We start from the raw sequence: 26,254 nt of genomic DNA, 5'->3' as shown, positions 1-26,254 counted from the left end.
ATGATGACAGTGATGGATGCTGAAAACCGTTATGGAGCCGTTTCCCGTGCCGTGCACTGGATTATGGCGGTGTTGCTGTTGCTTATGCTTGCCAGCGAGGTCTGGTTCGAGGCTTTGGAAGACAGTATCTCGGAAGCCTCATTGATGGCGTGGCACCAGAGCCTGGGGCTGGCATTGTTCGGGCTCGTGCTGTTTCGAGGCCTGTGGCGATGGCTGAACCGTTCGCGCCTCACTCCGCCTGCCCACTGGGCGACCATGGCCAGGTTAGGGCATGTCGCGCTGTATGCACTGATGATTCTGATGCCGTTGTCGGGACTGGCGACGTCGCTGGGAGAAGGGGACCCCGTCACCTTCTTTGGCTGGACGCTGTCTGGCTCGGGCCCGGAGGTGGCGTGGCTGGAAGAAAGCGGGGAGGACATCCATGAGGTTCTCGCCAACGTGCTCTGGCTGATGATTGGCGTTCACGTGGCGGCGGCCCTGGCGCACCAGTACCTGCTGGGTGACCGGATCATGAAACGAATGGCACTGTGATCTGCCTCAGCTCTTTAGGAGTGGCAACTTATTCTGGCGGTGGTTTCTGTTAGTATCCCGGGCAATGTTTCAATCCCTTGGATTACTGTCAGGAGACCACCGCTCGTGAAATATTCTTTCCTCGTTGCCATCCTTGCTACCGCCCTTTTGTCTGGCTGCCAGACCTCCACTTACATGTCTTCGGCCGCAACCGATGGTGACGGTGTCACCTGCAACGAAATCTACCAGGCCTTCGACGCTTACAGTCGGGACCGGCAATCCGCCAGTGCCTGGGCGCAACTGAGCAGCCTGATCAGCCCGACGGCCAGCAATTACGCCGAGATGGGTGTGAATACTGCGTCGAAGTACTACGATCAGATAAGGGCCAGCGCGAACCTGGCGCTCTCAATGCGCGGTTGTCAGCCAATCAGTCAGTGAGAACCGTGAGCGCGTAAGGATCGCCTGGCAAGGAGGGCTGCATGAGCCAGAAGCTTGCCAGTTACAAGAGGAAAAGGGATTTCCGAAAAACCGGCGAGCCATCCGGTAACGGTGGCTCGGCCCGGACTACGCCGATATTTGTTATCCAGAAGCACGACGCCAGTACCCTGCATTATGACTTTCGCCTGAACATTGGCGGTGTTCTCAAATCCTGGGCGGTGCCCAAGGGGCTGTCCACCGCCGCTGGCGAGAAGCGTCTGGCCATTCGGACGGAGGATCATCCTTTGGAGTATGCGGACTTTGAGGGTGTCATCCCCGAGGGTCAACACGGTGCCGGTACGGTGATGGTCTGGGATCGGGGCGATTTCTCTTCTCTTGAGGAGGACGGTGACGACTCGGGCGCCCTGGAAAAGCACCTTGAGGCAGGCAAGCTCAAGATAAACCTTGCTGGAGAAAAGCTTCAGGGTGGCTACTCACTGGTAAGAATGGAGACAGGGGAATCCGGAGAGCACTGGCTGATCATCAAGATGGATGATGACCAGGCAGACGCCAGGCGCAATCCCGTCTCTACTGAGCCGGATTCGGTAATCAGTGGTCGATCGCTCAAGGAAATTGCCAGGGATGGAAGAGGAGACGGGCCATGCAGATAAGTCACCCTGACAAGCTACTCTTCCCGGATGAAGGCATTAGTAAACGTGATCTGGTGGATTACTACCGGAAAATAGCGCCAATCATGTTGCCCCACCTCAAGGGCCGACCGCTGACCCTCAGGTCCTTTCCTGAGGGTATCGATGAAGAAGGTTTTTTCCAGAAACACGCTCCAGAGCATTTCCCTTCCCACGTGGAGCGCCTTGAAGTTCCGATGCGCAGCAAGGATCAGAAAACCATGCTAATGGTTACCGCGGATGAGGCGAATGACCTGACCTACTTCGCCAACCAGAACGTGGTGGAACTTCATGTTGCCTTGTCCCTGGGGGAGGCGCTCGATCGACCTGACCAGATGATTTTTGACCTGGACCCTTCCGATAATGATTTCGAGAAGGTGCGCGAGCTGGCGCTTGGGCTCAAGTCGCTTCTGGATCAACGGGATTTGCCGTCCTTCGTGAAGACCACCGGGTCCCGTGGTGTGCATGTCCACGTGCCCCTGCGTCCGGAAGCAACCTTTGAACGGGTAAAACCGGTAGTGCAGCAGCTGGCTGAGGAACTCTTGGCCCGCTGCCCGGGCATTGCAACCATGGAGCACCGCAAGGAAAAGCGGGGGAACAGGGTGTTTATCGATTACCTGCGCAATGATTTCGGTATGACGGCAATCGCCCCATACTCCTTGCGGGCTATCGCGGGAGCGCCGGTCGCTACGCCGATCTCATGGACAGAACTCAAGGATAAGAAGACCGGGCCGCAAAGCTGGGGGCTCGCCAATATATTTCGTCGGCTCGGGGCAAAAAAGGACCCGTGGCAGGACTTCAAACGGCATCGGGTGGGCCTTCCCTGAGCCCCCGTATGGTGTTGCGCCAAAGAGCTTGATCAGGCTGTGGCCATCTCTCGATCAACGGCACCGGGCGCTCCGGCTGCCAGAAGAACGGCGCCGGCAGAGCATGCCAGCATACTGGCTACGATTGGCAGCAGGGCGTCGCCACCGAACATCGATGACAGGGCACTGATGCCGCCGGCAATGGTGAACTGTGAGGCACCCATCAGGGCGGCTGCGGTGCCACCGAGATGCGGGAAGTATTCAAGGGCATTGGCCATGTTGTTGGGGATGATGCCGCCCTGGCAGCCGATGGCAGCGATGATGCAGGCCGCGACCAGCCAGAATGGGCCCTCCAGCAGGACGACCGCCACCAGTGCCACCAGCGCAGCAAACTGCATTGCTACCTGTACCCGCAACAGAACCACCGATGAGAAGCGTCTCAGCAGTGGCCGGTTGATCAGGTTGAGAATGGCCATCAGGGCGATATTGGATGCGAACAGGATGGCAAACATGCCATTGGAGAGGCCGAACCACTCCTGGTAGATAAACGAGGAGTGGGTAATGAATAGCAGCATGGTGCTGAAGCACAGCACCTGGATCCCCACGAAGCGCATGGTGGTCCGGTGGCGGAGTACCAGCAGGTAGTTGGTAACCAGTGTTCGTACCGGTGTGGTCGCCGGTGGCCTCGGTTGCAGTTTGGGGAACAGCGCCACATTCAGCGCGAACACCAGAAACACGGCGTACCCGGCCAGCACCAGGAATATGCTGTGCCAGTCACCCAGGGCCAGCATCAGGGCGCCCATGGAGGGTGCCGCTGCAGGCGCGATAAACATGATCAGACCAATGAGGCCGAACAGCCGCGCCGCTTCCTGCCCGCCAACCTGGTCCCGGACAATGGCGGGAACAGAAACCGCACAGAAAGCTCCGCCAACGCCCTGAATCACCCGCCAGAGCACCATGTTCGAGAGTGAATCGGCCAGCGAGACCATCACGGCTGCGCCCGCAAAAATGGCCAGCCCACCCACCAGAATCGGGCGCCGGCCATAGCGATCAGACAGCGGGCCGCCGACCAGTTGAGCCAGCCCCAGGGTTGCCACATAGGCGCTGAGGGTCAGGCCCACCTCGCTGTGGGCAATGCCGAGACTGTCGGCGATGCTGGGGAATGCCGGCAAATAGGCGTCCAGCGCCAGAGGCCCGAGGGCCACGGTCATTCCGAGTAGTAACGCTAGCTGAAAATGGGACAAAACCTACCTCCTTGGGAAGGTAGAAAGCTAATAATAATTGTCATCTGATGCAATGAGCAGTTTCCGAAAGCGTGATCGGGGGATCTGCAAGTTATTGGTTGTGTGCGCATAATAATACCCGAATGGCCGCAGCAGTTGCGCGCAACCAGGGAGACAGGTGTGGAAGTATTATTCATCGTTTTTACCGTGGGATTGGCGTTGTTCATTCCTGTTGGCTCGGTACTCGGGTTCCTGGCGTTCCGTCAGCGTGGCGCCCAGTCGAGGCGAATCGAGGGGCTCGAGCGGGAAATCGCAGCTTTACGGGGAGAAATCGCCAGCCTCAGATATCGGACGGGGAGGGAAGAGGCTGCTCCTGATACATCGGAATCGCCCCAGCCGGAACCCCGGCCTGAACCGCTGGAGATAAATCCCCATCCGTCGGTGGAGATGGAATCCCCGCCACAGGCCAGGGTTCAAGAGGATGCTCAGTGGCTCTCGGGAGAGCCGGAAGAACCGGTCAGGGCTGGCCGTATCCTCACGGCCCTCAGGGAAAACTGGATGGTCTGGCTGGGAGGCCTGAGTGTTGGTCTGGCAGGCATATTCATGGTCAGCCATTCCATCAGTGCGGGTCTCATCGGCCCGACTCAGCAGTTCCTGCTGGCTCTCATCAGTGGCCTGGTGTTGCACGGCGCCGCCGAATTCCTCCGCCGCCGCCAGAAAGGTGCGGATGAGGTTTTTGCGGCGCTGGCAGGGGGCGGGAGTATCACTCTGTATGCGGCGCTGCTTGCTGGAGTGCACCACTACGGCCTGATCAGCTCGATGACCGGTCTGATCGGGTTGGGGATCGTGTCACTGGGTACCATGGTCATGGCGCTGGTTCACGGACCATTGCTGGCAATCATGGGGTTGAGTGGCGCCTACCTGGTACCCATGCTTATTGGCGGCGAGGACGGCAGCGTCACCTTCGTGCTGTCGTACAGTTTCCTCGTCACCCTGAGTTCTCTGATGCTGATGCGCTATGTTTTCCGGGAGTGGCTCTGGTACGCCACCCTGGCGGGTGCTTTGCTGTGGTGGCTGCTGACCAGCTCTGCCGTGCCGGTCGAGGTGTCGACAGCCTGTTACCTGGCCGGGTTGTTCCTGGCTTTTGCGATTCTGCCGGGCAAGGTGCAGCAGGATGCCTGGCGATTGCGCCAGGCCTTTCTGCCCTTGCTCGCACTGTGGGCTGTTTCTGTTGCCGGCCAGCCGGTAGATGCTCCGTTTTTCTGGGCCTGGCTCTTGATTTTGCCAGTGGCGGCTCTGATCCCCCAAAGCCATGGCGCGCTCTGGTTCCTCCCCTGGGGCGCCGTGCTGGCCAGTGCCGTTGGCTGGCTGGTTTATATGAGCCGCACCAGTGCCGATGTTGTTTTCCTGGTGCAGTTTCCGGCCGGGCAGCGCGCGGCGTTCGTTACCTACCTGATTTCAGCGGCGATCCTCACGGTTGCGCCGGCGCTTTGGCAATGGGTGCGCCATTCCGGCCAGCGGCGCTGGAGTTCCTTGATGCTGCTCTCGCCACTGGTCTGGCTGACCCTCGGCTGGCTGCTTCTGTATGGTTATGAGAGGACAACCCTATGGGCCACGGGCACGCTGATTCTGGCCGGTGTGTACGGTGTTCTGGCCTGGCAGATGGAAAGGTCTGAACGTTATCGGGAGGGTGTGGTCTGGGCCATACTGGCAGCCCATATCGGTTATTCCCTGGCTGCCGTGATGATGTTCCGCGAGGCATCGCTGACCCTGGCGCTGTCGGTCCAGTTCATCACTCTGACGTGGCTGGCGCGACGTTTTCAGATGCCTGAGCTGTATATTCTGCTCAAACTGGCCCTGGCATTGGTGGTCGCAAGGCTGACTTTCAATCCGTGGCTACGGGGCTACGATGCCAGCGTTCACTGGTCGCTCTGGACATACGGCGGCGCGACGGTGGCCGCGGCAATCGCCACCCGGATTGCGGACAAACACCATGGCATCCGGCCCTGGCTTGAGGCAGCCACCCTGCACCTGTTGGTGCTGTTCCTCGGTACCGAACTGCGCTACTGGCTGTATGACGGCGATATCTTCACCCGGGAATACAGTTTGACAGAGGCGACCATCAATATGTTGCTCTGGGGTGCCCTGAGCCTGACCTACCTCTACCGGGCCAGGGTCAGTGAGTCGCTGGCCTGGCTCTACCGATTGTTCTCGCGAATTCTGCTCGGCTTGTCCTGCCTGAGTTACCTGACTCTCGTTACGGTGCATAACCCGTGGCTGGGAGGAAGCGTCATCAGTGCAACGCCTGTGTTCAACATGCTGCTTCCCGCCTATGGCGGGCCCGTGTTGCTGGCGCTTGTCGTCAGCCGGCTGACACATTTCGGTCCCCAGTCGGTTGCCCGGTGGTTTGCAGCGGGGAGCTTCCTGCTGTTCACTGCCCTTGAAATCCGGCAGCTCTGGCGTGGCAGCGACATGGCACTGGTCTCTGGTGTCTCCGAAGGCGAGCTGTACACCTACTCGGTAGTCGGCATGCTGTATGCCATCGCGGCAATTCTCTATTCCGGTGTCAATCACAGTGCCAGGCTGTACAAGGCGGGGATGACATTGCTTGGTCTTGTGATAGCCAAGATCTTCCTCATCGATATGGCCGGCCTGCAGGGATTCTGGCGGGTTGCGGCCTTCATGGGGCTGGGGCTGGCATTACTGGGCCTGGCCTGGCTTTATCGCAGGACGCCTCGTACACCAGAGCTCTAGATTGGCAGGGCCGAGGCTCCAATACACTAACGGCTGGCTGAAAACTGGCCCGATCAATTATCCGTCATAATTCTCCGGTACTGGCGCCATGCCTGCTGGCGCCATGTTTCCTTGCTCTACTAACACAGTTATCCACAGATATTGTGGGTAATTCCGCAGTTTTTCTTCCTCAGATATTGAACCCAATCGGGGTCCCCCGCCCTTTGGCTATTCGCGCCAGTCGGAAAATTGACGATTTTGTAACTAGAAAACTGACAAACTTTACAACGATAATTCGTCCCGTTTTATACAATTTTACAAATTCGACGATTTATTGGTGTCTATTGACTATGAAAAGCGTCATTAATATGTCAAAGGCATGGATTGCTGCAGTATTTATGGGGGTCGTGCTTACAGGGTGTGGTGGCGATTCCAATGTGTCTTCAGGGTCGGCTGAAGGCAGTAGTGACACGACCAGCTCCTACGATTCCGGCACCAAGTCCAGCGGTGAGAGCGTCAGCTCTTCGAATGATGCAGCAACCGGTACTGCCAAACTCAGCTGGGTTGCCCCGGCCACTCGCGTGAACGGTGAAGGCCTTGCCATGGGGGAACTGGACAGTTACATCATCAGCTATGGCCAAGACGCATCCGAACTGAGTAAAACCATCGAGATCGACGACGCCAGCACGATGGAATACACCATCGACAACCTGGGCACTGGCGAGTGGTTTTTCTCCATTCAGGTGGTGGACACCGATGGCCTGATCAGTGCCCCTTCCGACGTCGTCAGCAAAACAATCTGAATAACCGTCTCGTTTTGGCGCCCGTCTTTCACTTCAGGGATTGAATCTCCCGGGCGCCTCACCGACAATCTTGGCTTCTGTTAAGTTAACAAACACTCACTTTATTCTGGGTGGTCAGAGGAGAGAGGCCGGTGACCGAGCTTGTTAGTTACGAACTGAACGATGGAATTGCAACGATTGTCCTGAACAATGGTAAGGCGAATGCCCTGAGCCATGAGGTGTTCGAGGCGCTGAACAAGGCGCTCGATCAGGCCGAGCAGGACAAGGCGGTGGTTATCCTGACCGGGCAGCCCGGTGTGTTTTCCGCCGGCTATGACCTGAAAGAAATGCAGAAGGGGCCGCAGGAGGCCGCCGCGCTGGTGAAGGTCGGTTCCACCCTGACTCGCCGTCTGGCGGCATTTCCCCTGCCGGTGATTGGCGCTTGCAGCGGTCATGCCATTGCCAAGGGCGCGTTTATCCTTCTGTCCGTGGATCATCGCATCGGCATTGAGGGGCCGTTCAAGCTGGGCCTGAACGAAGTGGCCATCGGGATGACTATGCATCATGCCGGCATCGAGATTGCCCGCCACCGCCTCAACCCCCCGCACTTCTATCGTTCGGTGGTGAATGCGGAAATTTACAGCCCTGAAGGTGCGGTTGAGGCCGGTTATCTGGACGAGGTGGTCGCCCAGGACAAACTCCTGGAGCGGGCAAATGCACTGGCCAGCCAGTTCAAGCAACTGAATATGCGTGCGCACCGTGAAACCAAGGTGAAGGCCAAGGCCGAGTATCTGGCGTTACTCGACCGTTGCATTCAGCAGGACGCCGAAAACCTGGGCTTGAGAGGTTAATTGAGGTTTTGTTTGCAGGCTGTCACAGTCTGAATTAGTTGGGCCCCTGATGGAAGCGGGGCCCGATTTGGAAACATCAAGGGGAGGGCATGGCTGCCTTTGGGATGTGGATGCCCATGGTTTCCATTCGATTAATCAGGTTTCTCCTAAGTCCCGGCAAGTCCTTGATTTTAATGTTCCTGTACGCTTCGACTTCCTCTCCAGTGTAGGGCCTGAAGTTCTCAGGAGAGCTTCCACCAGCAATTCCTTCTTCACGGAGCATCCAGTTCAGTAAATCCGCCAGTTGCTGGTTGCTCAGCGCTGACTGCGAAGAGCCTGGAACCTGAACCAGAAAAGCCCGGCCCCCTTCCACCTTCAGAAAGTTGCCGACAAAGCCTGTCATCTGGGGGATTCCGTTGCGCGGAGATCCTTCCCCGTTGGTCAGATGACAACCCAGGCATTGCAGTCGGTAGTTAACCGAAGAAGAGTAACCGGCCTGGCTCAAAGGTGTCTGCTCGGCCTCGTTACCGGGAGCTGGCCTCTGAGTAGTGTCAGGAATCACCCTTGCCTCTCCAAACGGAGAGGCAAGGAGCAGGGTTAACGACATGGCCAGGATGGATGGTTTCATCACACTGCCTCTCAGGTTGCGATACCCCGAATGACTGCGACGGTGCAGTTATACACATTGCTTTCTGCACCCAGGCACCAGTTGATGTCATTGTTGTTGAACGGACGGTACATCGGTTCTTCACTGTCATTTCTCGTACAGGCGCATTGGCCGCAGCTGTGTTTACCACAGCAGTCATTGTAGGAAATGATGTAATCAATACCATCGGCCGGATTGCGGCAGGTGCCCACCCAGGTGACCTGAGAGGTTTCAGTACCCGGAGGGCAGCTGGTTACCGATCCGCCGCAGCAGCTGCAGAGGAAGCCATCGACAGAGCAATAACGCCAGTAATCGCAGCTTGTCGGGTCTCCGGGGTCGCCGGCCTTGGGAGACTCGGCTGCCAGAGCCTTACTGGTTCTGTCGATGGGCAGTAACACCGGGGCCGCCGTACCGATTGCCAGGAGTGAGCCAAATTTTGCGATGAAGTGGCGTCTGCCGGTGGTGTTGGCAACATGGCGTGATGAACGTTCAAAAAAGCGATCTAGAAATTTCATTTTATTATTCTCCCTGATCAGGACGGCGTATGAATGCGCGGAGATTCGGATTGGGTCTTCAGATACTGCTGAAGTGTTGATGACCCCATCAGTTCGGTTTCAAAGAGGCTGTCGAGGTGTTCCCGGGAGTTGACCAGACCCTTGGCTTTCAAGGTGCCACTGGCATCGATCAGTGCGGCATAAGGCAGCTTGCCGATCTGGAAAGTCATGCCAACCTCCGGGCTGACGATGTAGCGGCTGTTTTCCAGTCCTGCATCTGCAATCAGCTTCTCCTGAGCGGCAGGGTCTCCGTCGCTGACATAAATAACATCAAGATTATCGCTTGAACGGTCAATCGCTTTGATGGCGGGAATCAGCGACTTACAGATAGGGCAGGTGGGTGAAAGGAAGAACAGCAGCGTCGAGCGCTCGCCGGCATAACCGATATTCACCGGCTTTCCAGAGCGATCTGCGGCTGTCACCTGAGGAGCCGGTTGGCCCACCTCCACACCCTTGTCCATCATCAGTGCGCCTGCTGGTGCAATGCGTGAATGCAGGACTCCGATCTGACGGATAAGTCCCAGAATAACCACCGCAGTGGCGATTAGAAGAAGCCAGAGTAATACGTTTGAAACAATCAGTGCTTGCATCTTATTTGTCTCCTGACAATTTGAGCAAAAGGGGTCTGTTGGCCAGCCAAAGATCTGCTGCGGCATAGAGCAGAACCGCGACGGTGCCGGCGGCAATCATGACGAAGTTGTCGTGCAGGGATACGGTCCTCTCGACCATCGGGAAGAGCGCGCCAAGCGCAAGAACCGCGAGAAAGAAATTGCGAAGCAACAGCATGGGGTGGAGCGGTTGGCGCATGGCCGGGCCGGAACATCCACAGTCCATATCATGGCGGCCGCGCATCAGGTTAATGCCGATGGCCAAGGCATACGCGGCGATCAATGCCAGGGCGACCGAGGCTGCGTATGGTCTGCTGGTCGTCCAGAGCAGGCCAACCGCGGTCAGCAGCTCTGTCACTGGCAGCGCGAGCGCGATTACAGGCGTCAGGAAGGAGGGAGCCAGTCGATACTCTTCCACCTGGCGCCGGAACCATTGCGGTTTTCTGAGCTTGTGACTGGCAGCGCTGGCGAATATCACGCTCAGGGCCAGTGCTGCTGCCGTGCTGATAATGGGATCGATCATCGGGTTACCCCTCAGTGGTTAATAACCAGTGTCGGTGTTTTGGTGACCCCCGCCATGGTTCCTGTGTGTTGGCCCGAGCCCAGATCAAAAATCTCCAGTCCACCTTCAATGCTGGTGCCAAGCAGGAGAGGATCGTCGTCGGAGGTTGCGCTGAGGCTCCAGATCAGGTTGGGGGACTCCAGGGTTCTCATTTTTTCGCCAGTTTTAAGGTCAAACTCCCAGATAATGGTACTGGGGTCTTCCCACTTGTGGGGTTTGTGATCCGAGTGCATCAGGACATACATGCGGTTCAGGGCCGGCGCTGTAGCAATAAGCTGCCAGCCGCCGGGGGCCCAGCCCTTGGCTCTCTGTTCTTCTGTGGTCAGGGACCAGCGCGGCAGTATTTCGGGTTTCTTCCCGGAGAGATCTGCCGAGAGCACGTCACCGTCTGTGGTGACAAAGTAATAGGTTGAGCCCACGTTTGTTGCCCGCTCAACCAGTCGTTCCAAGTCGGGGTCGAAAAACTTCGTGGATGTCCGATTAACTTCCTTGCCGGCATCGTTCAGAGTAATAACCTGAAGCGAGCCGTCACCGCACAGTGACGCAAACCTTCGATCTCCCACGGGATAGTTGAGAATACATCCCTGGATGGCGAGTTCATTCACAACTTCCTGTTTTTCCGTGTCGACAACGGTCACCGAGGTGGATGGTGTGAAATTGTAGATGTAGACGAACTTGTCATCCGCGCTTGTGTTGAGGGCGAAGCGCTCCGTGAGAGTAAAGGCACGCTTGGTCGGGATTTTGACTTCCCATTTCGGGGACAGAGTGGTGCTGTCCCAGGCTGTCAGGACATCGGTCCGGTCGCCCCGGGTGTAGCGACTGAAAAAGATATCCGCCGTGTACACGGTTTTACGATCCTTCGACAAAGCCGCAGGAGCCGCGTGCCCGGTTGGGATCATTCCGAGGTATGTTTTCGAGTCGGGGTCGACTACCACCACCCGGGTTGAAACCATGTTGTTGAACTCGAAATCAACCATATAGCTGCGATGGTCACCTGGGGCCGATAGCACGGTGTTGCCTACCGATTCCTCAGGTAACACTGCGAAAGCTGAGGCGCTGATCAGCCCGGAGGCCAGCATCAGGCCACAGGCCAGTTTCTTGGATGAATGCATAGTTTGGGTCCTCGTTTGTTGTTTTGTGTCGATTCTATTTTTTCAGGCTGATCACCCGGGCCTGGGTAACGGCCTTGAGCCCTTCGAGTCCGAACTCACAGCCATAACCAGAGGCCTTGTTGCCGCCAAAAGGAACCATGGGGTGGATGGCGCCGTGCTGGTTGATCCAGATAGTCCCGGCTTCCAGGCGACTGGCCGTTTCCGCTGCGGTGGCCGGGTCATCAGCCCAGACTGAAGCTCCCAATGCCGCCGGGAGCCGGTTGGCAGAAGCGACGGCCGCATTGAGATCGCGATAGCGCACGATCGGCAGAGCGGGGCCAAACTGTTCTTCGTCAACGAGTCGCTGGCCGTCGTTGATGTCGCCGACCAGAGTCACTGGTAAAAAGTATCCTTTGTCCGGTGTATCGCCGAACTCTCTCACGTCGCACTGGTTTGCCCGGGCATCGGCAACCAGTTCGCGGACTTTCTCGTACTGCATTTTGTTTTGCAGGGGGCCAATCAGAACGTTTTCGTCGGTTCCGTCGCCGATGGTCATCTGGCTGGCAATGTTGCCGAGTGAGGACATGACCGCTTCGTAGTCATCCTCGTGAACATAGAGCCGCTTGATGCAGGCACAGGTCTGGCCCATGTTGAGGAAAGCACCCCAGAACAGGCCCTCGGCGATGGCACCGGCGTTTGTCCCGGGCAAGACAATGGCAGCATCATTACCGCCCAGTTCCAGAGTGATCGGCGCCAGGTTGTGAGTCGAGGCTTCAATAATCCGCCGGCCCGTGGCCTCGCTGCCGGTAAACATGATTTTGTCGATGTCAGGGTGGCTGGTCAGTTTGCTGCCAATGCGCCCGTCTCCGGTTATGGTGTTGAGAACGCCGGGTGGCAGCACCTGATTGATCAGCCTGACCATCTCAAGTGTTGCTATGGGGGTGTACTCCGAGGGCTTGAGAACCACGGTATTGCCCATTCGAATCGCAGGTATGATCTGCCAGATGGCAATCATCAGCGGCCAGTTCCAGGGCGCTATCGCGGCCACGACACCCAGAGGAACGCGGTGCAGCGTGTCCTTTCGTTCGTCGTCTTCGTAGACGACCTCCGGAGTCAACTCCAGGCTGGCGGGTCCCTGTGTCCATCCGACGCAGGCCTGCATCTCGAATCTTGAGCCTGGCCCGGACAGGGGTTTGCCCTGTTCCCGGGTGATCAGGTTCGCAAGGTATTCCGAGTTTTCTTCCAGGACCTTTGCTATACGGGCGGTTATCTCTGCGCGTTCCTTGTCGCTGCGCCGTGCCCAGGCAAGCTGAGCGTCTCTGGCTGCGCTGACTGCCTGTTCCACTTCATTTTCGGTGCTGATCGGAGCCAGCCCCAGCAAGTCGCCGTTGGCGGGGTTGAAAATCTTGTGACTTTCAACCGGTTCTGCGAGTTCACCATTCACAACGTTTTGATATTTTTGCATGCGTCTGCTCTCCAATCAGAAACCGATGACGGCAATAATCTGGGCATAGGTGTTCAGGTCATCGTCCTGATACTGGCTTCCGCCATTAGCTGCACTGTTTTCAGGTTTGTAGAAACCAATCACCGGGCTGATGAACAGGTTTTCGCGCACTGCCCACTCTGCATAAAGGTCAATTTCCTGACTGTCCAGCGTGCCGGTGCCCTGATTGGTATCGCTGAAATCAAAGAACAACGCACCTACGGCCAGTTTAGATGTCGGATAAGCTTTCACGCCCAAGTGGAGTACATCGGTGTCAGTGTTGAAGGGGCCGGCATAGTTGGCTGCGACTTCGCCCTGGAACCAGGTGCCGTAACCGCGGTTAAATCCAAAGAAAAGCGGGTCGAAGCCCTCGTCAAACTGAGAGAAGCGGGCGCTGACTTCCGGAGCCCATGTCACTTCCGAAAAGCTCCATCCGGCTTCCAGGTACCATGCCTCGGCATCCGGCCGGCTGGCATCGCCCTGATCCTGGGTCACAATTTCGCCAGAAAGAAAAAGCTCTTCTGTGCCGGCGTTACCCTGGTAGCGAAGGCTTGTGGTTTTCTGGCCATCCCTGTTGCTGAGACCTAGCGCCTGGGCATAGTTATCGTCCACATCCAGCCCCTTGATATGCATAAGGCCGAAGGTGCCATAGGGGGCAACATACTCAAGATTGATCCCGGCCAGTTCTGTGTCTGCCTGGGCGTTGTTATCCGAGTGAAGCCAGAACAGATCCGAACGAATTCCCGAGTCGCCACCGATGCGGGCAATGGCGGTTCTGTCGAAGGCCTTTCGCGCGGCCAGCCAGTACGCGCCACCGCGGTCAAAGTCCAGGCCGCCGCCGTTGAGGTTGTCGCCAAGGTTAAGAGCATCGCCATTAATCAGAAAGCCGTCACCAATAACGAAATTCTGTCGCCCGAAGGACACGTCCAGTCCGTTGGTGCCGAGAGCAGGAAGAAGGTTGCCGGAACGGAAGCCGATGTAGGCGTCTTCAAGGTCGGTCCGACGTTCGTTACCTGAAGTGAAACCGCCGGCATCGCCGTCGCCCCAGGTGCCCGAGGAGAGGACATTCACAGCGCCATAGGTGGTTGCCTTTTGGTTCAGAGTATAATGACCCGATACCCCGAACTTGATATAACCTTCCTGCCAGAAGGCGCCGCCCCGGTCTGTGTCATATAGGTAGTTCTTGTCGCTGCTGAAGATGCCTGCCGCTATTTCGAGGTCGCCGTTCACCTCGTAGTCCGGGCCACTGGACAGGGAAGCCGCCAGTGCGGACGGGATGATCAACTGGGACGTTAAAACCCACAAAGCGGGGTTGTTCAGTCGCTGGTTCTTAAACATTCTGACACCTTGTTCTTGTTGGTCTGAAAGCCGGTATTACCTTCATACCGGTTTGCCATGAAGATCTTGCCGAATTGGTAAAAGCTCCAAAGGCTATGTTCGTAAACTTCGGCACTGAGTACTTTCTCTCCCGTGCCAGAACGTTCACTGATTGCGCCAGCGATGAACTGCGTTTCCTTGACATTTGTTCAGTGTTTGCTCATTTTGAGCCACATTGTGATACAAATATAAGAGGTCACAACAATGCTTCCGTGTTCCAATTCCGGCGCTCAATTTGAAAGCTGGATCAATAATATCAACGCCATATGCGGCCCTTTCGCTGCAGATCCTATGGGCGGTGAATTCTCTGGTATCATTGAAAAGGTTGGTGGCTCCGGCCTGAATATGTCGAAAGTGGAGATTCAGGGGGCAGATCTCTATCGGACGCCAAAAGAGATACGGAAAAGTGGAGTTCCCGATTTTTTCTGTGTCTTTCAAACGGGAGGGGAGTCTTTCGTCGAACAGGCGGGTAACCGATCCTCCATGGAGACGGGGGACATCGTGCTGATGGATTCAGCTCTACCCTTCCGTTTTTCCTATCCTCGGGAAGCTCAGCAGATTTCGCTCATTCTTCCGCGCGATATAATCGAGCGGGTACTGAGCCTGAGTAAAATCGAGCTTGGTGTGAAAATCCCCGCCGATTCCCACATCGCCAGCTTTGCAAGTCGGCTGGTCAAGGAAGCGTCTCTTCATCAGAATCTGGAATTTGATGAAGGCGCAGCGATACTCGATTCTCTTGCGACCCTGATTAAACCATCAGTGCTTAAGAGCATCAGTGGTTCTGACCCAAGGGACCGGGTGTTCCGGGATGCCTCTGAATTTATCAAAGCAAACATCGGACAGCCGGGACTGAATGCAGACATGGTCGCGAATTCTATTGGAGTGTCCGTTCGCAGTCTTTACCGGGTTTTTTCGGCCCGTTCAACTACTCTTTCGGAATTCGTGAAAGCACAGCGTCTGGAAATGTGTGCGGAATACATCCGAGCCCATCGGGGAAAGCTGAATTTGACGGAGGCGGCCTATCGATTCGGTTTCTGCAGTTCAAGTTACTTTTCTACGGCCTTCAAACAGCGGTTTGGACATACTCCCTCACAATTTAAGAAACACTGCAGTTGATGCTTCCTTAAGCAAGCGTCTACGCCATTAGGTCAGTCGCGGTGCAGCCCGGAACCGGAACAGCTTCGCCAGGATCAGGTCCGGGAACGACTGGATCCGTGTGTTGTAGATCATCGCGCTTTCGGTGTAGCTGTTTCGCAGCAGCGACAGATAGTTCTCGGTCTCGGCCATGATGGCCATGAATTTCCCGATCACCTCGTTGTTCTTGAGTTCCGGGTAGTTCTCGATCCGGGCCTGCATGGCCCGGGTTACTTTCTGCTCGAAGCCGATCAGTTTCTCGACATTTTTCCCCGTTTCCATGGTTGCCGGATTGGCTGCCCTTAGCTGTGCGATGGCTTTGAGCAGCTGCTTCTCATGGGCCATGGAGGCCTTCACCACCTTTTCCAGATTTGGCCAGAGATCATGCCGCTGTTGCAGGATGGTGTCGATATTGGCCCGCGCCCGGTTTACCCGGTTCTTCAGGAAGACGATGTCGTTGTAGTGCAGGATGCCGATGTATATGCACAGCAACAGGGGCACCGCGAGTGCCGCCATCATCAGGTTGTCCGGGCTGAAAGTGCCGTCGGCCGCGAACACCGTGGTGGCGGAAAACAGGGACAGGCCAAGACTCAGGGCGATACCGACAAAGCCCCGGGCGCCCCGATCCAGCACGATATCCTGTTCTTCCTTCGCGCTGATCAGGAACGGAGAGCTGTCGTCCTGCCGGATGCTCAGCCGGTCTGACTGTTCCTTGTCCAGCCCGGCGAAGCCGAGGCAATAGACGTTCACGAAGGTATCCAGCAGTCTGACAGTGTAGCGCCGGTCACCCCGGGTTTCCTGATGGAATTTAGGGTATTCGATGGTTGCCCCTTCCGGATGGACCAGCACCTTGCCGTGAGGGTCTTCCAGCCAGAAAGGCACCCGGTCGGAGCGTTCCTCGACTGTCCGCCACTTGTCATCTTTTCCGCCACCCTCGCGTTCTTCCACCTTGTAGGCATAGGCCACGCACTTTTCGTTCTTCAGCGGGTCGCGAATGGGCGGATGCGCGTCATCCACGTCGACCATGCCCTTGAGTTCGGACAGCCCGAAGCTCAAACCCCGGGTACTGCTGGTGGGGACCGCTTCGATCAGGCGCTTGAGCTTGACCGTGCGGATGGCAAGGAAGATCAGCAGCACCGAGAGCACCGCACTTCCGGCGGCAAAGATCCAGCTCTTGATGGAATGCTGGTACCGGCCTTGTGGCTGGTTTTCCACAATCTCTTGGACGCGGGCAGTGGTCTGGTCATCCAGGTCCGGGAGCGGCAGGCGCTTTTCCACAAGGCTGCGGAACATCCACCGGTCGAGCCAGCCGCTGGTGCTCTGGCGGATAAGCTGTTGCAGGGCCGCCACGTCAGCGAGCAGCAGGGGGTTGTTCTTGTGACCGTTGAGCTGCTCGTACCTTGCCTCATAAAGTGTGGCGATGGCGGACCATTCCTGCTTGAGCTTGGCGACGCCGAGGGCCGAGAGCGTTCCGGTCACAGCCAGGGTCATCGCCAGCACATACACCCAGAACCGGTGCACCTTCAGGGCCGTCAGCCCCAGCGCCAGTCCAAGGGCGAGCAGGCCGGTGGCGACGGATATCCGGATGGCTGCGCCGAACAGGCGATCACCGCTGTCTGCCTCCAGAGGGCGATCGGAAATCAGCGCTGGCAGGCTGAATGCCTCAAGGTCGGAGAACATGATGGCCTGGGCTTCGGAATCGTAATGACCGATTATCCGGGCGGTTTCACCGGGCTCCAGGGCCCACTCCGAGTAGATTCTGTCCCCGGATCGGGTGCGATAGGAACGGCCAATAGTCCACTCGACCGATGACAGGTTGTGGCCGGGATCCACCAATACGTCCCCGCTTTCGTCCTGGACACGAAAGCTGCCCCCGCGGGCACCGGAGTCCAGGGTGCGAACGCGTCGATCCCCATCGGAATCCCGGTATTCTTCTTCCAGTTTGTAGCGGTAATACACAGCCTCGGTGTTGGAATAGGGCGTAGTAACTGTGCCCGTTGCCACTCCCACCTCACCGGCAATGATATAAGGCCCTTGGGCCAGGGCACCGATGGGCGTTTCCGGCAACCGCTGCATCTGGCGGGCCTCGGCGAGTTTCCCGAGGCCGGTCTGCATCAGGTGGTAAGTGCCGGCAAGGGCGGCGATTGCGAGCAGGGCCATGACAATCCGGCCGGGAACACTGGCGATATTGAAGCGCCGCATGGCGTTGACAGTCCTTTTCTTCGGTGGTGCGAGAGAGGCGGCAGTATACCCTGATCAAATTACCTTCACATTCCGTCAGGTCACACACTGAAGGGCTTACAGGCACCTGTCCTGACGTTGCCAACAAAGTTATCCACAGAAACTGTGGGAAAAGTTTTTCGTGATGCTGGTCAAAAAAACGGCTTTAGACCTTCCGCGATAGGTGCCCTGGTTCACGGCGCACAGAACCAATCTGCGGCAAACTCACGTCAGGGTGATGAATTGTTTATCCGCTCGCCCGTTTATCCGGCCACGAATGTGAGGAGAAGTGTCGTGCAAGGATCGTCATCCAGTGATTTCCGCGTGGAGTCTGCAGGTCGCATCCTGGAGGGGTTTTCAACCGAGAAGGTGTCAGAGGCGCTGGCTACCCGGTTTCGCCTGAAGCCTTCGCAAATCGGCCTGATGTTATCCAGGCGGGTCGTGATCAAGCGGGGATTGACCGAGGACCGGGCGAAGAAGCTGGAGGCTGCACTCAGGGCATCGGGGCTGGATGTGTCTGTACCGGAGCTGAAGTCGACGCCGGAATCCGGTGACGAGCAGGCTGAAATCGAGCCCGCATTGCCTGATGCGATTCCCCGCATGCCGGTGAGCCTTGCCTATCGTGTCGGACTGATTGCTGTGATGGCCCTGAGCCTGATGGCACCGCTTTTCTACCTCGGGCTGATAGTGGCTGTCACGGGTGGTCTGATCTGGTCCCTCACTTTGATCCCCGCGCAGCTGGCCGAGACCGGCTCGATTGCCGGGGCGCTTCTCACCGGATCTTTCTCCCTTATGTGCGGCGTGTTTCTGCTGTTCCTGGCGCGCCCCCTGTTTATCCGGTATCCGTCGCCTCCAACGATGCAGCTGGATCGGCAGAAGCACCGGCGATTCTTCAACCTGGTTGATGGTCTGTGCCAGCGTATGGACCTGCCACCCGTGCAGGACATTCGTGTTGATAATCGAGTTGCTGCCTCTCTGGGGCCGAGTGAGGGTCTGCGCAGCCTGCGCCGGGGGGAGCTGACCCTGACCGTCGGCCTGCCCCTGTTTGCCGCTCTGGATTCGCGGCAGATGATAGGGGTGGTCGGCCATGAGCTGGGCCACTTTGCCCACCCGACAGCCATGTCTGCCAATTACCTGGTCAACAGTGTCAATCGCTGGCTTGTCAGTCGGGCAAAGGTCGGGGATTCGTGGGATGTCCGCCTGGAGCGTTGGCATGGCAGCGCTCCCGTGCTTGTTGGTCAAGCGGTTCTGCGTCCGGCCCAGGCTTTGATGACACTGACCCGCACTCTGTTCAGGGGCATGCTCCTTTTCAACCTCCGGGTCAGTCATCAGTTATCACGGAAAATGGAGTACGAAGCCGACCGTTATGAGTGCTGGCTGATGGGCAGCAAGGCGTTTGAAATAACCGCCGAAAAGCTTCACATGCTGGCGTTTGCCGAGCAGTGCGTGCAAGCGGCCAACACCCGGGCCCGGGAAAATGGAAAGCTGATACGGGATTTGCCGCGTGCGATCGCCGAAAGTGTCGATCACCTGACAGTGGAGCAGCGCCAGGCGGTTCAGGATGCCATGGGCGAGCAGCAGACTTCCCTGTGGGATGCTCACCCCGCGGATGTTGATCGAATCCGCCACGCCCTGGAGCTGGAATTCCCCGGGGCGGTGCGAACCGACGAGCCGGCGGCCCGACTGCTGCCGGACTTTGATCATCTTTGTGAGAGCATCACGTGGCAAACCTATGCGGACTCTGGAATTGCGGACGTGGAGCAGTATCTCGTTGATAACGAGAAGATTCTGCAGGTCAGGAAGGTCAGTGACCAGGACGGCGAAGCGCTGGATCTGTACTTCAATGGCCACCTGACCCGGCGTTTCCTCAACCTGGAGGGTGGCCGGGAGGGGCAGCAGACGTTACAGCAGGTCATCGATACCCTGCGAAGCCGGCTGCCGGAATTGTCCGCACTTCAGGACTCCTATGTCCGGGCTGCCCGGCTTCATAGCGATCGGACCCATGGCAGGGTCCTGCTCGCTGAAAAGGTTTCCATCCAGCCCAGGGATTTCGGCCTGACCACCCGGGAGCTCCGGGACGCAGACCGCGCGGTAGAGGAGGCCTCGAACGAATGGCGGGATCTGGGCAAGCGGCTGCGGGATATCGACCGTCTGTTTGCCCGGCGGATGCATCTGGCCATCGACGAGATGCCGGCGGACGACGCAAAACTTGCCTCAACGGTGCTGGAGAGTCTGTCCTCCTTTCCGATGCTGGTTCTGCCGATGCGCCACATGAGCAGCTACGCCGCCACGCTGGAAGGTGTGTTGGGAGAAAATGACAGGGGCCGGCTGAAGCGAGCCGAGCCGGTGATTGAGCATGCCGCCAATCGCTGCCGGGAATCCATCATCCAGTTCTATAACGCGGCGGCCCGGGTTGCTCTGTCCCTGCCCGGTGAACAGGGCACCCTGAGGGAACAGGCCATAGCATCTGGCCTGCCGGGCAGCAGGAACGGCAGGGATCTGACGGCCAGGGAGCTTGATCCCCCTGAAATCCTCCGGGTTGCGCGACAGTGCGAGGAGTTGGCTAACGACACCTACTATCGGTCCATGGCCATGATGGCGAGGCTCTGCACCGAGCAGGAGACACGGATGCGTGTTCGCCCCCTGAAACTGCTTCGATTCGGCGGTGGGGCCATGGATGCTGTTGCCTGACCCCGCAAAGATGGTCTTTAAATCCAATTTGCATATTCCTTTATTTTTGGGTCTGGAACAGTCTAGCTGAAAGGGTGTTTCCAGTGTCCTGATGAACTAGTCTGGACGGGTGAGGCTGCGTTACAGAAAGGAGTAACGGAGATGAACAATACAGACTGGAGAATCAAGGGACTGGAGTTTGTGAACTGCAACTGTGATCCGGGATGTCCTTGTCAGTTCATGGCCCGTCCCACCCACGGGGACTGCCATGCTTTTGCGGCAGTCAAAATTCAGGACGGATATTTTGGAGAGACCCGCCTGGATGGCCTGTCCTTCGCCATGACACTGAAGTGGCCCGGTGCCATTCATGAAGGCAACGGCCAGGCCCAGGCCTTTGTGGACGAGAGGGCAACGACTGAACAGCGGGATGCCCTGATGGCGATCCTCTCCGGGGACACGTCTGAGCCCGGAGCCACCTTCTTCAACGTGTTTGCCAGCACGCTGACCAAGATGTATGACCCGGTTTTCTGCCCGATCGAGATTTCCTGCGATGTCGAGAATCGCAAGGCGCAGGTACGGGTGGCGGACCTGATTGAAGGCAACGCCGAGCCGGTGATCAATCCCATTTCCGGTGAACCGCACCGGGCCCGCATAGACCTGCCTGAAGGTTTCGAGTACGCGGTTGCGGAAGTAGCCAGTGGGCGCACCAATGCCCGGGCTGACGTACCCATGGGGTTTGATGGCACACACTGCCACCTGTCGCATCTGGATATTGGCCCCAGCGGCGTCTACCGATAGTTTCGGGTGAGACACATGGTCGGGATAAACGCCCGGGGCATGCCCCGGGCGTCACTGGTTACGCTGGCGGCACTGCTGGCGATTGCGGGTGTTTGCTGGTGGTACCTGTTTGATATGGCGGCTGACATGTCTGCCATGTCAGCGGGCGGTTCCATGATGCTCAGAGAGTGGACACCTGCCTACTTTGTCATGATGTTCGTGATGTGGAGCGTCATGATGGTGGCCATGATGGTTCCCAGTGCGGCTCCCATGGTCCTGCTTTACCGCCAGGTGGCCAGGACCAACAAACTGGCTCGGGAAGCCTTGGGTACCGGACTGTTCTGTGCCGGTTATTTCTTTCTCTGGACACTGTTCAGCCTGGTTGCCACGACCCTGCAATGGCGGCTTGAAGAGTGGGCATTGCTCAGCCCCATGATGCGCAGCCAGAGTGTCGTTCTAAGCGGAATCATCCTGATTGGCGCAGGCCTTTACCAGTTTTCCTCTCTCAAGCAGGCATGCCTGAAGCATTGCCGGGGCCCGCTGTTTTTCATTACCCGTCATTGGCGCCCGGGCCTGAGCGGGGCATTCAAGATGGGCATTATCCACGGGGCTTACTGTGTGGGGTGCTGTGGCGCGTTGATGGCCCTCCTGTTTGTTGGCGGTGTCATGGATCTGTTGGTAATTGCAGCCCTTGCGGTCATCGTTCTGCTCGAGAAAACGGTGCCCGGTGGCGAGTGGTTGGCGAAGGGGGTGGGGGTGACGGCGATAGTCATGGGCATTGTGGTTATCGCCTCTGCCTGATTGTCGCTATCGCTTATCGTCCGAAGTCGTGGTATATCAGGCTCCCTAGTTTTCATTTTTTTCGGGACCACAAGCAATGCCAAAAGCCAGTGAAATCAAAAAGAATCAGGCCGTTGAGTACGAGGGACGGGTTTACTTCGTCAAGGATATCGAGCGCTCCGTGCCCCAGGGGCGGGCCGGAGGTAGCCTTTACCGCATGCGTATGTACGATGTGGTGACCGGCCAGAAGCTGGACGAAACCTTCAAGGACTCCGACATGCTGAACCAGGCCGACCTGGTTCGCCGGCCGGCCACCTTCTCGTACGCCGACGGTGACGAGTACGTCTTCATGGATACTGAGGATTTCACCCAGTACATGCTCAACAAGGAAGCAATCGCCGACGAGCTTCTGTTCATCAGCGAGGACACTGAAGGGCTGATGGTTATTCTCGTCAGCGATTCCCCGGTGGCCCTCGACCTGCCGCCGACGGTCGAACTTGAGATCGAAGAAACCGACCCCTCTGTCAAAGGTGGTTCCGCCACCGCCCGGACCAAGCCGGCCAGGCTGACCACGGGCCTCGTGGTTCAGGTGCCCGAGCACATCTCCACCGGTGACCGCATCAAGATCAACGTGGAAGAGCGGAAGTTCCTGAGCCGGGCCTGATCTGCACCATCAGGGCGAGGGTACGTTGCCGGGCCTGGTTTCAGTCGCTGGCAATCCGGCACCCGCGCCCTGATTTCGTGTTAGGGTAATAGTGTCATTCCCAACCTTTGGGGGAGGACGCTATGAAGCATTCCTCTGGCAAACTCGTGGTGTACTACGACGGTTCATGCCCTGCCTGTATCAAGGATCGCCGGTGGTATGAAAAGCTGGCCGGGAAGACCGGCGAGTCCGTTGAGTGGCTGGATATTACCGGCCGTGATGAGGTGTTGCGCCAGGAAGGTATCGATCCGGACAGCGCTCTACGTGAGCTGCATGTGAAAGACAGTGAAGGCACCATTCACCGGGAGATGGACGCCTACATCCTGTTGATGTCCCGCGTCCCGGTACTGAAGCCGCTGGCCTGGTTGATTGGCCTGCCGGTGATTCGTCCTCTATTGGCACGGCTTTATCACTCCTGGGTGGATCGGAGACTCTCCGGGCAGGGTTGAGCCTCGTTTCTGTGCTTTCGATGGTCAAAACACCGAGCTGATCTCATCGCTGGTCAAAGGCCGATAGTTGCCGACGGCAAGTTCCCGATCCAGCACCAGCCTGCCCATGCTTTCCCGGTGCAATGAGGTAATCCGGTTGCCTACCGCATGGAACATGCGCTTGACCTGGTGGTAGCGTCCCTCGTAGATGGTAAGCCTCGCCTCTGTCGGCCCCATCTGTTCCAGTCGGGCCGGAGACGTTCTGAGCTGTTCGTAGCCAAACCAGATGCCTTCGGCGAAGCGGTCGGCGGTCTCAGGAGAAATCGTGTAGGCGGTGGTGACCCGGTAGACCTTGGGGATCTTTACCCTGGGCTCGGTCAATCGCCGAGACCACAGGCCGTCACTGCTCAGGATCAACAGTCCGGTGCTGGCACGGTCCAGGCGGCCGCCGATGTGCAGGTGATCGCGCAGGGTGGGCTCGATCAGTTCCATCACGGTGGGATGCACCGGATCTTCGGTAGCACTCAGATAACCAGCCGGTTTGTTCAACATCAGGTAATAGGCCGGGGCCGCGCGCTGTATGAGCTCCTGATCAATGCAGACCTCCCGGAATCGACTTATTTCGAGGCCACCGTCCCGGCAGATTTCGCCATCAACGCGAACACGGCCGGCAGCAAGCAGAAGATTGGCCTGGCGGCGGCTGATGCCGTTCTGATTGCTGAGGATGCGTGAGAGTTTCATAGCTTAATCATACTAACGATCAGGTAATCTGTAGCCGGTGTTTTGGTGCAAGGTTGCCCGGTATAGTAATGCCTCGTCAGATTTCCGGAAGAGTATGGCATCCATGCCAGAGAGACCTGCCAAGCCCATTTTAACCGATGCCTTCGAAAAGCAATTCTACAATGGCGCGCCGGAGGCCTGAATCCTTGGTTCGAAAAGCCTTCCGCTGGTTGGCCTGGAGCTTTTTGGGGGCGCTCGCCGCCTCGGTGCTCCTGCTGCTTCTGTTCCGGTTCGTGAACCCGCCGACCTCAGCCTTCATAATCGGGTACTGGCTCGATCATCCCGATCAGGATATCCGCCAGGAGTGGGTCCCCTACGAACAGATCTCACCCTGGATGCCCCTGGCCGTTGTTGCCAGTGAGGACCAGCGTTTCCCGGAGCAATGGGGCGTGGATTTCAGCGCTATTCACAGCGCCTTGGAGGAATACATCCAGGGTGAGGGGCTGCGTGGTGCCAGCACCATTACCCAGCAGACCGCGAAGAATCTTTTCCTGTGGAATGGCCGGAGTTTTGTCCGGAAAGCCCTGGAGGCGGGGCTTGCGGTTACCCTGGAGGTGTTGTGGCCGAAAGAGCGTATCCTTGAGGTCTACCTAAACATTGCGGAGTTCGGGCCGGGTATCTATGGAGTCGAGGCGGCGAGCCGGGTCTTTTTCGGGATTCCGGCAAACCAGTTGTCCCGAACCGAGGCCGCCATGCTCGCTGCGGTGTTGCCCAACCCCAAGGTTTTCCGCGCAGACCAGCCATCGGCGTATGTCTGGGAGCGGGTTAACTGGATCAGTCGCCAGATGGGGCAGTTGGGGCTGGGTTATCTGAAGAACCTGTGATTCCGGCTCAGTCCTCCACCATCGAAAGCTTCTTCATCAGCTTGCGCCAGCCGATGGGCAAACGTTCCTCCAATTCCTTCAGGTGCGGTACATCCAGGGGCCAGGGGTAGAAAGGTTCCTTGCAGCCGTAAATGACGGTGTTGTTGGTCTTGCTGTGGAAGTACAGCAGGCAGGGGAACTGGCGCACCAGTTCCCGGAACAGACTGCCGCTTTCATCCGGGACCTTGTGGTAGTTCAGGATCAGCCAGCCATTGTCGGTGAGCGCGGTGCAGCAATCCTTGATGAATCGGCGCTGGGCCTGGGCGGGGCTCATGCGATCGGCGTTGTACAAGTCGGTGAAGATCATATTGGTACTGGCCGGAGGGAGTTCCGCGACCGCCTTGCGGGCATCGGCGATGGTGACCTCCATCCGATCGGAATCCGGCAGTGCAAACCACTCCCGCGCTATTTCGAGGACTTTCGGGCGCAGCTCAATGACGTGAACCCGGCACTCCGGAAACAGTCGATACAGGCCGTGGGCCAGGGCACCTCCCCCAAGGCCGAGCACGGTCACATGGGCCGGCTCGGTGAACGCCGCGGGTATGAGCATGGCGCGGCTGTATTCATGCACTGGCAGGTACGGCGTGGCCCGGGCGATCTTGCTCTGCTCGAAGATGGAGTCAAAGCTCAGTACCCGGTGCTTGCGGTCGTCAATGACCAGGATGTTGCCCAGGGCATCCCGGGTCACGTGGACAATTTCACCCCGGATTTCAGGTATCGGCATCATGAAAATGTGTGGTTATCGGCTATGGTGTGAGTAAGGGGCTTATTGCCCGGCCCATGGAGATTATCCGATTGCGAGAGTTCGTGCAGGTCCGTTGTTATGACAATCCTGTCTGAAGGTGCCCGGCACTACGTGCTGATCCTGCTTCCACGCCTGCTCAAAGACGTGGAGCGTATCGGTCTGCCCGAGATTATCCGGACATCCGGGTTCAGCGAACAGGAAGTCACCACGCTGTATTTCCGCTTTGTTTCCATTGCCCGGGTGTTGCCTGCCGATCCGGAGCGGATCACGACGGAGATCTGGGAACACCTGGTGTATTGCGTGCAGGTCATGACCGGCATGGTGAACGCCGCGTCCCTCGATGACCTGATCGCGGCCCGGGAACGGGCTGTTCGCAAGTATCTGCCCCATGCCCGCAAGAGCCTCGAAGAAGAATTCGAGGAGCTGCGCCATGAGGGCACGGTGGATTTCCGGTTGGCCGGCCTGTTGCGCCAGGAGGAGTCTCCGGAGCATTCCCGGGATCTATGCATGGAGGCGATCCGGCGGGAGCGGGAGGAGCGCTTCGAGTCGGTCCGCACTCTGGACACCCGTGCCCTCGACGCCCATCAGGCGTTCATTGTTGAGTCCGCGAAAGCGTTTGTGATTCGCGAGATGGCGGCAGCGCCGGACGACTTCGACATCCTGGACCTGGTCATCCGACTTCTGGACTTGCTCAGGATGGTGCTGATCCTGGAAGCCCGGTCAAAACCCGGTGAGAGTCCCGTGTCTGCCGATGTCTCCGTGGAACGGATCGTGCTGGGGCTGGGCAATGTGTTGTACAAGCATGAGCTCGGGCTTGAGGCTGTCAGCTGATCGTTCTCTTCCTTT

The 26,254-nt window shown here is 57.8% G+C and carries 26 protein-coding genes; 15 read left to right on the top strand and 11 right to left on the bottom strand.

Annotated elements, in window-relative coordinates; translation table 11 throughout:
• The first annotated feature begins 3 nt into the window (after positions 1-3).
• From BM254_RS08395 to ligD, 4 genes are all read left to right on the top strand, one after another.
• Complete coding sequence (locus BM254_RS08395; protein ID WP_092001591.1) at positions 4-531, top strand: cytochrome b; 528 nt, start codon at positions 4-6, stop codon at positions 529-531.
• Between the two features lie 105 nt (positions 532-636).
• Positions 637-948 carry a hypothetical protein gene (locus tag BM254_RS08390; RefSeq protein WP_245777401.1) on the top strand — a complete coding sequence of 104 codons (312 nt, stop codon included), beginning with the start codon at positions 637-639 and terminating at the stop codon, positions 946-948.
• A gap of 41 nt (positions 949-989) precedes the next feature.
• Entirely contained in the window at positions 990-1,598 is a 609-nt protein-coding gene (locus tag BM254_RS08385; RefSeq protein ID WP_092001587.1) for a DNA polymerase ligase N-terminal domain-containing protein, read from the top strand.
• A complete protein-coding gene (ligD, locus tag BM254_RS08380) occupies positions 1,589-2,440 on the top strand; it encodes a non-homologous end-joining DNA ligase (protein ID WP_092001584.1) in 852 nt (283 codons plus the stop codon). The genes BM254_RS08385 and ligD overlap by 10 nt, the downstream gene beginning before the upstream one ends.
• Before the next feature lie 32 nt (positions 2,441-2,472).
• On the opposite strand, the gene BM254_RS08375 is transcribed toward ligD, so the two are convergent.
• Complete coding sequence (locus tag BM254_RS08375) at positions 2,473-3,663, bottom strand: multidrug effflux MFS transporter (protein ID WP_092001581.1); 1,191 nt, start codon at positions 3,661-3,663, stop codon at positions 2,473-2,475.
• A 159-nt stretch (positions 3,664-3,822) separates the two neighbouring features.
• Between BM254_RS08375 and BM254_RS08370 the strand changes: the two genes are divergently transcribed.
• The 3 genes from BM254_RS08370 to BM254_RS08360 all read left to right on the top strand — a co-directional run bounded on the left by BM254_RS08370 (position 3,823) and on the right by BM254_RS08360 (position 8,008).
• Positions 3,823-6,396 (top strand): DUF2339 domain-containing protein, encoded by a 2,574-nt coding sequence (locus BM254_RS08370; RefSeq protein ID WP_092001579.1) that lies wholly within the window; start codon positions 3,823-3,825, stop codon positions 6,394-6,396.
• A 347-nt stretch (positions 6,397-6,743) separates the two neighbouring features.
• On the top strand, positions 6,744-7,178 hold the full coding sequence (locus tag BM254_RS17870) for a fibronectin type III domain-containing protein (protein ID WP_245777400.1): 435 nt from the start codon (positions 6,744-6,746) through the stop codon (positions 7,176-7,178).
• A gap of 131 nt (positions 7,179-7,309) precedes the next feature.
• Positions 7,310-8,008, top strand: a complete 699-nt coding sequence (locus tag BM254_RS08360) for a crotonase/enoyl-CoA hydratase family protein (RefSeq protein WP_092001576.1) — start codon at positions 7,310-7,312, stop codon at positions 8,006-8,008.
• Between the two features lie 76 nt (positions 8,009-8,084).
• Here BM254_RS08360 and BM254_RS08355 read toward each other — a convergent pair whose 3' ends face one another.
• The 7 genes from BM254_RS08355 to BM254_RS08325 are packed head-to-tail and all read right to left on the bottom strand — an operon-like array spanning position 8,085 to position 14,269.
• Positions 8,085-8,615: a cytochrome C gene (locus tag BM254_RS08355; protein ID WP_175497223.1), complete on the bottom strand. Its 531-nt coding sequence runs from the start codon at positions 8,613-8,615 to the stop codon at positions 8,085-8,087.
• An 11-nt stretch (positions 8,616-8,626) separates the two neighbouring features.
• Complete coding sequence (locus BM254_RS08350) at positions 8,627-9,148, bottom strand: methylamine dehydrogenase light chain (RefSeq protein WP_092001574.1); 522 nt, start codon at positions 9,146-9,148, stop codon at positions 8,627-8,629.
• Positions 9,149-9,165: 17 nt separating this feature from the next.
• Positions 9,166-9,777: a methylamine dehydrogenase accessory protein MauD gene (mauD, locus tag BM254_RS08345; protein WP_092001571.1), complete on the bottom strand. Its 612-nt coding sequence runs from the start codon at positions 9,775-9,777 to the stop codon at positions 9,166-9,168.
• Position 9,778: 1 nt separating this feature from the next.
• Complete coding sequence (locus BM254_RS08340; protein ID WP_092001568.1) at positions 9,779-10,318, bottom strand: MauE/DoxX family redox-associated membrane protein; 540 nt, start codon at positions 10,316-10,318, stop codon at positions 9,779-9,781.
• Between the two features lie 11 nt (positions 10,319-10,329).
• Positions 10,330-11,469 (bottom strand): amine dehydrogenase large subunit, encoded by a 1,140-nt coding sequence (locus tag BM254_RS08335; protein ID WP_092001565.1) that lies wholly within the window; start codon positions 11,467-11,469, stop codon positions 10,330-10,332.
• 34 nt (positions 11,470-11,503) lie between these two features.
• Entirely contained in the window at positions 11,504-12,913 is a 1,410-nt protein-coding gene (locus BM254_RS08330; RefSeq protein ID WP_092001562.1) for an aldehyde dehydrogenase family protein, read from the bottom strand.
• 15 nt (positions 12,914-12,928) lie between these two features.
• A complete protein-coding gene (locus BM254_RS08325; protein WP_092001558.1) occupies positions 12,929-14,269 on the bottom strand; it encodes an alginate export family protein in 1,341 nt (446 codons plus the stop codon).
• Between the two features lie 243 nt (positions 14,270-14,512).
• Here BM254_RS08325 and feaR point away from each other — a divergent pair, with 243 nt between their 5' ends.
• Positions 14,513-15,424 carry a transcriptional regulator FeaR gene (gene feaR / locus BM254_RS08320; protein ID WP_092001555.1) on the top strand — a complete coding sequence of 304 codons (912 nt, stop codon included), beginning with the start codon at positions 14,513-14,515 and terminating at the stop codon, positions 15,422-15,424.
• A 27-nt stretch (positions 15,425-15,451) separates the two neighbouring features.
• On the opposite strand, the gene BM254_RS08315 is transcribed toward feaR, so the two are convergent.
• Positions 15,452-17,644 carry a LemA family protein gene (locus BM254_RS08315; RefSeq protein WP_092001552.1) on the bottom strand — a complete coding sequence of 731 codons (2,193 nt, stop codon included), beginning with the start codon at positions 17,642-17,644 and terminating at the stop codon, positions 15,452-15,454.
• A 312-nt stretch (positions 17,645-17,956) separates the two neighbouring features.
• Here BM254_RS08315 and BM254_RS08310 point away from each other — a divergent pair, with 312 nt between their 5' ends.
• The 5 genes from BM254_RS08310 to BM254_RS08290 all read left to right on the top strand — a co-directional run bounded on the left by BM254_RS08310 (position 17,957) and on the right by BM254_RS08290 (position 23,041).
• Positions 17,957-20,353, top strand: coding sequence for a M48 family metallopeptidase (locus BM254_RS08310; RefSeq protein WP_139227045.1), 2,397 nt, complete (start codon positions 17,957-17,959; stop codon positions 20,351-20,353).
• A 141-nt stretch (positions 20,354-20,494) separates the two neighbouring features.
• A complete protein-coding gene (locus tag BM254_RS08305; protein ID WP_092001546.1) occupies positions 20,495-21,130 on the top strand; it encodes a DUF1326 domain-containing protein in 636 nt (211 codons plus the stop codon).
• 15 nt (positions 21,131-21,145) lie between these two features.
• A complete protein-coding gene (locus BM254_RS08300) occupies positions 21,146-21,910 on the top strand; it encodes a DUF2182 domain-containing protein (RefSeq protein ID WP_092001543.1) in 765 nt (254 codons plus the stop codon).
• A gap of 76 nt (positions 21,911-21,986) precedes the next feature.
• The gene (gene efpL / locus BM254_RS08295; RefSeq protein ID WP_092001540.1) at positions 21,987-22,553 is read left to right on the top strand and encodes an elongation factor P-like protein EfpL; all 567 of its coding nucleotides are present in this window, start codon (positions 21,987-21,989) and stop codon (positions 22,551-22,553) included.
• A 122-nt stretch (positions 22,554-22,675) separates the two neighbouring features.
• A complete protein-coding gene (locus BM254_RS08290) occupies positions 22,676-23,041 on the top strand; it encodes a thiol-disulfide oxidoreductase DCC family protein (protein WP_092001538.1) in 366 nt (121 codons plus the stop codon).
• A 24-nt stretch (positions 23,042-23,065) separates the two neighbouring features.
• Here BM254_RS08290 and BM254_RS08285 read toward each other — a convergent pair whose 3' ends face one another.
• Positions 23,066-23,761 carry a pseudouridine synthase gene (locus BM254_RS08285; RefSeq protein ID WP_092001535.1) on the bottom strand — a complete coding sequence of 232 codons (696 nt, stop codon included), beginning with the start codon at positions 23,759-23,761 and terminating at the stop codon, positions 23,066-23,068.
• 161 nt (positions 23,762-23,922) lie between these two features.
• Here BM254_RS08285 and mtgA point away from each other — a divergent pair, with 161 nt between their 5' ends.
• Positions 23,923-24,624 (top strand): monofunctional biosynthetic peptidoglycan transglycosylase, encoded by a 702-nt coding sequence (mtgA, locus tag BM254_RS08280; protein WP_092001532.1) that lies wholly within the window; start codon positions 23,923-23,925, stop codon positions 24,622-24,624.
• A 7-nt stretch (positions 24,625-24,631) separates the two neighbouring features.
• Here the strand turns inward: mtgA and BM254_RS08275 are convergent, their stop codons facing one another.
• Positions 24,632-25,387 carry a spermidine synthase gene (locus BM254_RS08275; RefSeq protein ID WP_092002213.1) on the bottom strand — a complete coding sequence of 252 codons (756 nt, stop codon included), beginning with the start codon at positions 25,385-25,387 and terminating at the stop codon, positions 24,632-24,634.
• A 99-nt stretch (positions 25,388-25,486) separates the two neighbouring features.
• Between BM254_RS08275 and BM254_RS08270 the strand changes: the two genes are divergently transcribed.
• Positions 25,487-26,239: a hypothetical protein gene (locus tag BM254_RS08270; RefSeq protein ID WP_092001529.1), complete on the top strand. Its 753-nt coding sequence runs from the start codon at positions 25,487-25,489 to the stop codon at positions 26,237-26,239.
• The last annotated feature ends 15 nt before the right edge of the window (positions 26,240-26,254 follow it).

Source organism: Marinobacter pelagius (genome assembly GCF_900114925.1).
GTDB lineage: Bacteria > Pseudomonadota > Gammaproteobacteria > Pseudomonadales > Oleiphilaceae > Marinobacter > Marinobacter pelagius.
This window is presented reverse-complemented; position numbering and strand designations above follow the sequence as displayed.

What these genes read in the sequence shown, in the direction of transcription:
- BM254_RS08325 (WP_092001558.1), bottom strand. Translation starts at nt 14,269, where the DNA reads ATGTTTAAGAACCAGCGACTGAACAACCCCGCTTTGTGGGTTTTAACG.
- BM254_RS08270 (WP_092001529.1), top strand. Translation starts at nt 25,487, where the DNA reads ATGACAATCCTGTCTGAAGGTGCCCGGCACTACGTGCTGATCCTGCTT.
- BM254_RS08300 (WP_092001543.1), top strand. Translation starts at nt 21,146, where the DNA reads ATGGTCGGGATAAACGCCCGGGGCATGCCCCGGGCGTCACTGGTTACG.
- BM254_RS08340 (WP_092001568.1), bottom strand. Translation starts at nt 10,318, where the DNA reads ATGATCGATCCCATTATCAGCACGGCAGCAGCACTGGCCCTGAGCGTG.
- BM254_RS08305 (WP_092001546.1), top strand. Translation starts at nt 20,495, where the DNA reads ATGAACAATACAGACTGGAGAATCAAGGGACTGGAGTTTGTGAACTGC.
- mtgA (WP_092001532.1), top strand. Translation starts at nt 23,923, where the DNA reads ATGGCGCGCCGGAGGCCTGAATCCTTGGTTCGAAAAGCCTTCCGCTGG.
- BM254_RS08285 (WP_092001535.1), bottom strand. Translation starts at nt 23,761, where the DNA reads ATGAAACTCTCACGCATCCTCAGCAATCAGAACGGCATCAGCCGCCGC.
- BM254_RS08395 (WP_092001591.1), top strand. Translation starts at nt 4, where the DNA reads ATGACAGTGATGGATGCTGAAAACCGTTATGGAGCCGTTTCCCGTGCC.
- efpL (WP_092001540.1), top strand. Translation starts at nt 21,987, where the DNA reads ATGCCAAAAGCCAGTGAAATCAAAAAGAATCAGGCCGTTGAGTACGAG.
- BM254_RS08335 (WP_092001565.1), bottom strand. Translation starts at nt 11,469, where the DNA reads ATGCATTCATCCAAGAAACTGGCCTGTGGCCTGATGCTGGCCTCCGGG.
- BM254_RS08315 (WP_092001552.1), bottom strand. Translation starts at nt 17,644, where the DNA reads ATGCGGCGCTTCAATATCGCCAGTGTTCCCGGCCGGATTGTCATGGCC.
- ligD (WP_092001584.1), top strand. Translation starts at nt 1,589, where the DNA reads ATGCAGATAAGTCACCCTGACAAGCTACTCTTCCCGGATGAAGGCATT.
- BM254_RS08355 (WP_175497223.1), bottom strand. Translation starts at nt 8,615, where the DNA reads ATGAAACCATCCATCCTGGCCATGTCGTTAACCCTGCTCCTTGCCTCT.
- BM254_RS08385 (WP_092001587.1), top strand. Translation starts at nt 990, where the DNA reads ATGAGCCAGAAGCTTGCCAGTTACAAGAGGAAAAGGGATTTCCGAAAA.
- BM254_RS08330 (WP_092001562.1), bottom strand. Translation starts at nt 12,913, where the DNA reads ATGCAAAAATATCAAAACGTTGTGAATGGTGAACTCGCAGAACCGGTT.
- BM254_RS17870 (WP_245777400.1), top strand. Translation starts at nt 6,744, where the DNA reads ATGTCAAAGGCATGGATTGCTGCAGTATTTATGGGGGTCGTGCTTACA.
- mauD (WP_092001571.1), bottom strand. Translation starts at nt 9,777, where the DNA reads ATGCAAGCACTGATTGTTTCAAACGTATTACTCTGGCTTCTTCTAATC.
- BM254_RS08275 (WP_092002213.1), bottom strand. Translation starts at nt 25,387, where the DNA reads ATGCCGATACCTGAAATCCGGGGTGAAATTGTCCACGTGACCCGGGAT.
- BM254_RS08290 (WP_092001538.1), top strand. Translation starts at nt 22,676, where the DNA reads ATGAAGCATTCCTCTGGCAAACTCGTGGTGTACTACGACGGTTCATGC.
- BM254_RS08350 (WP_092001574.1), bottom strand. Translation starts at nt 9,148, where the DNA reads ATGAAATTTCTAGATCGCTTTTTTGAACGTTCATCACGCCATGTTGCC.
- feaR (WP_092001555.1), top strand. Translation starts at nt 14,513, where the DNA reads ATGCTTCCGTGTTCCAATTCCGGCGCTCAATTTGAAAGCTGGATCAAT.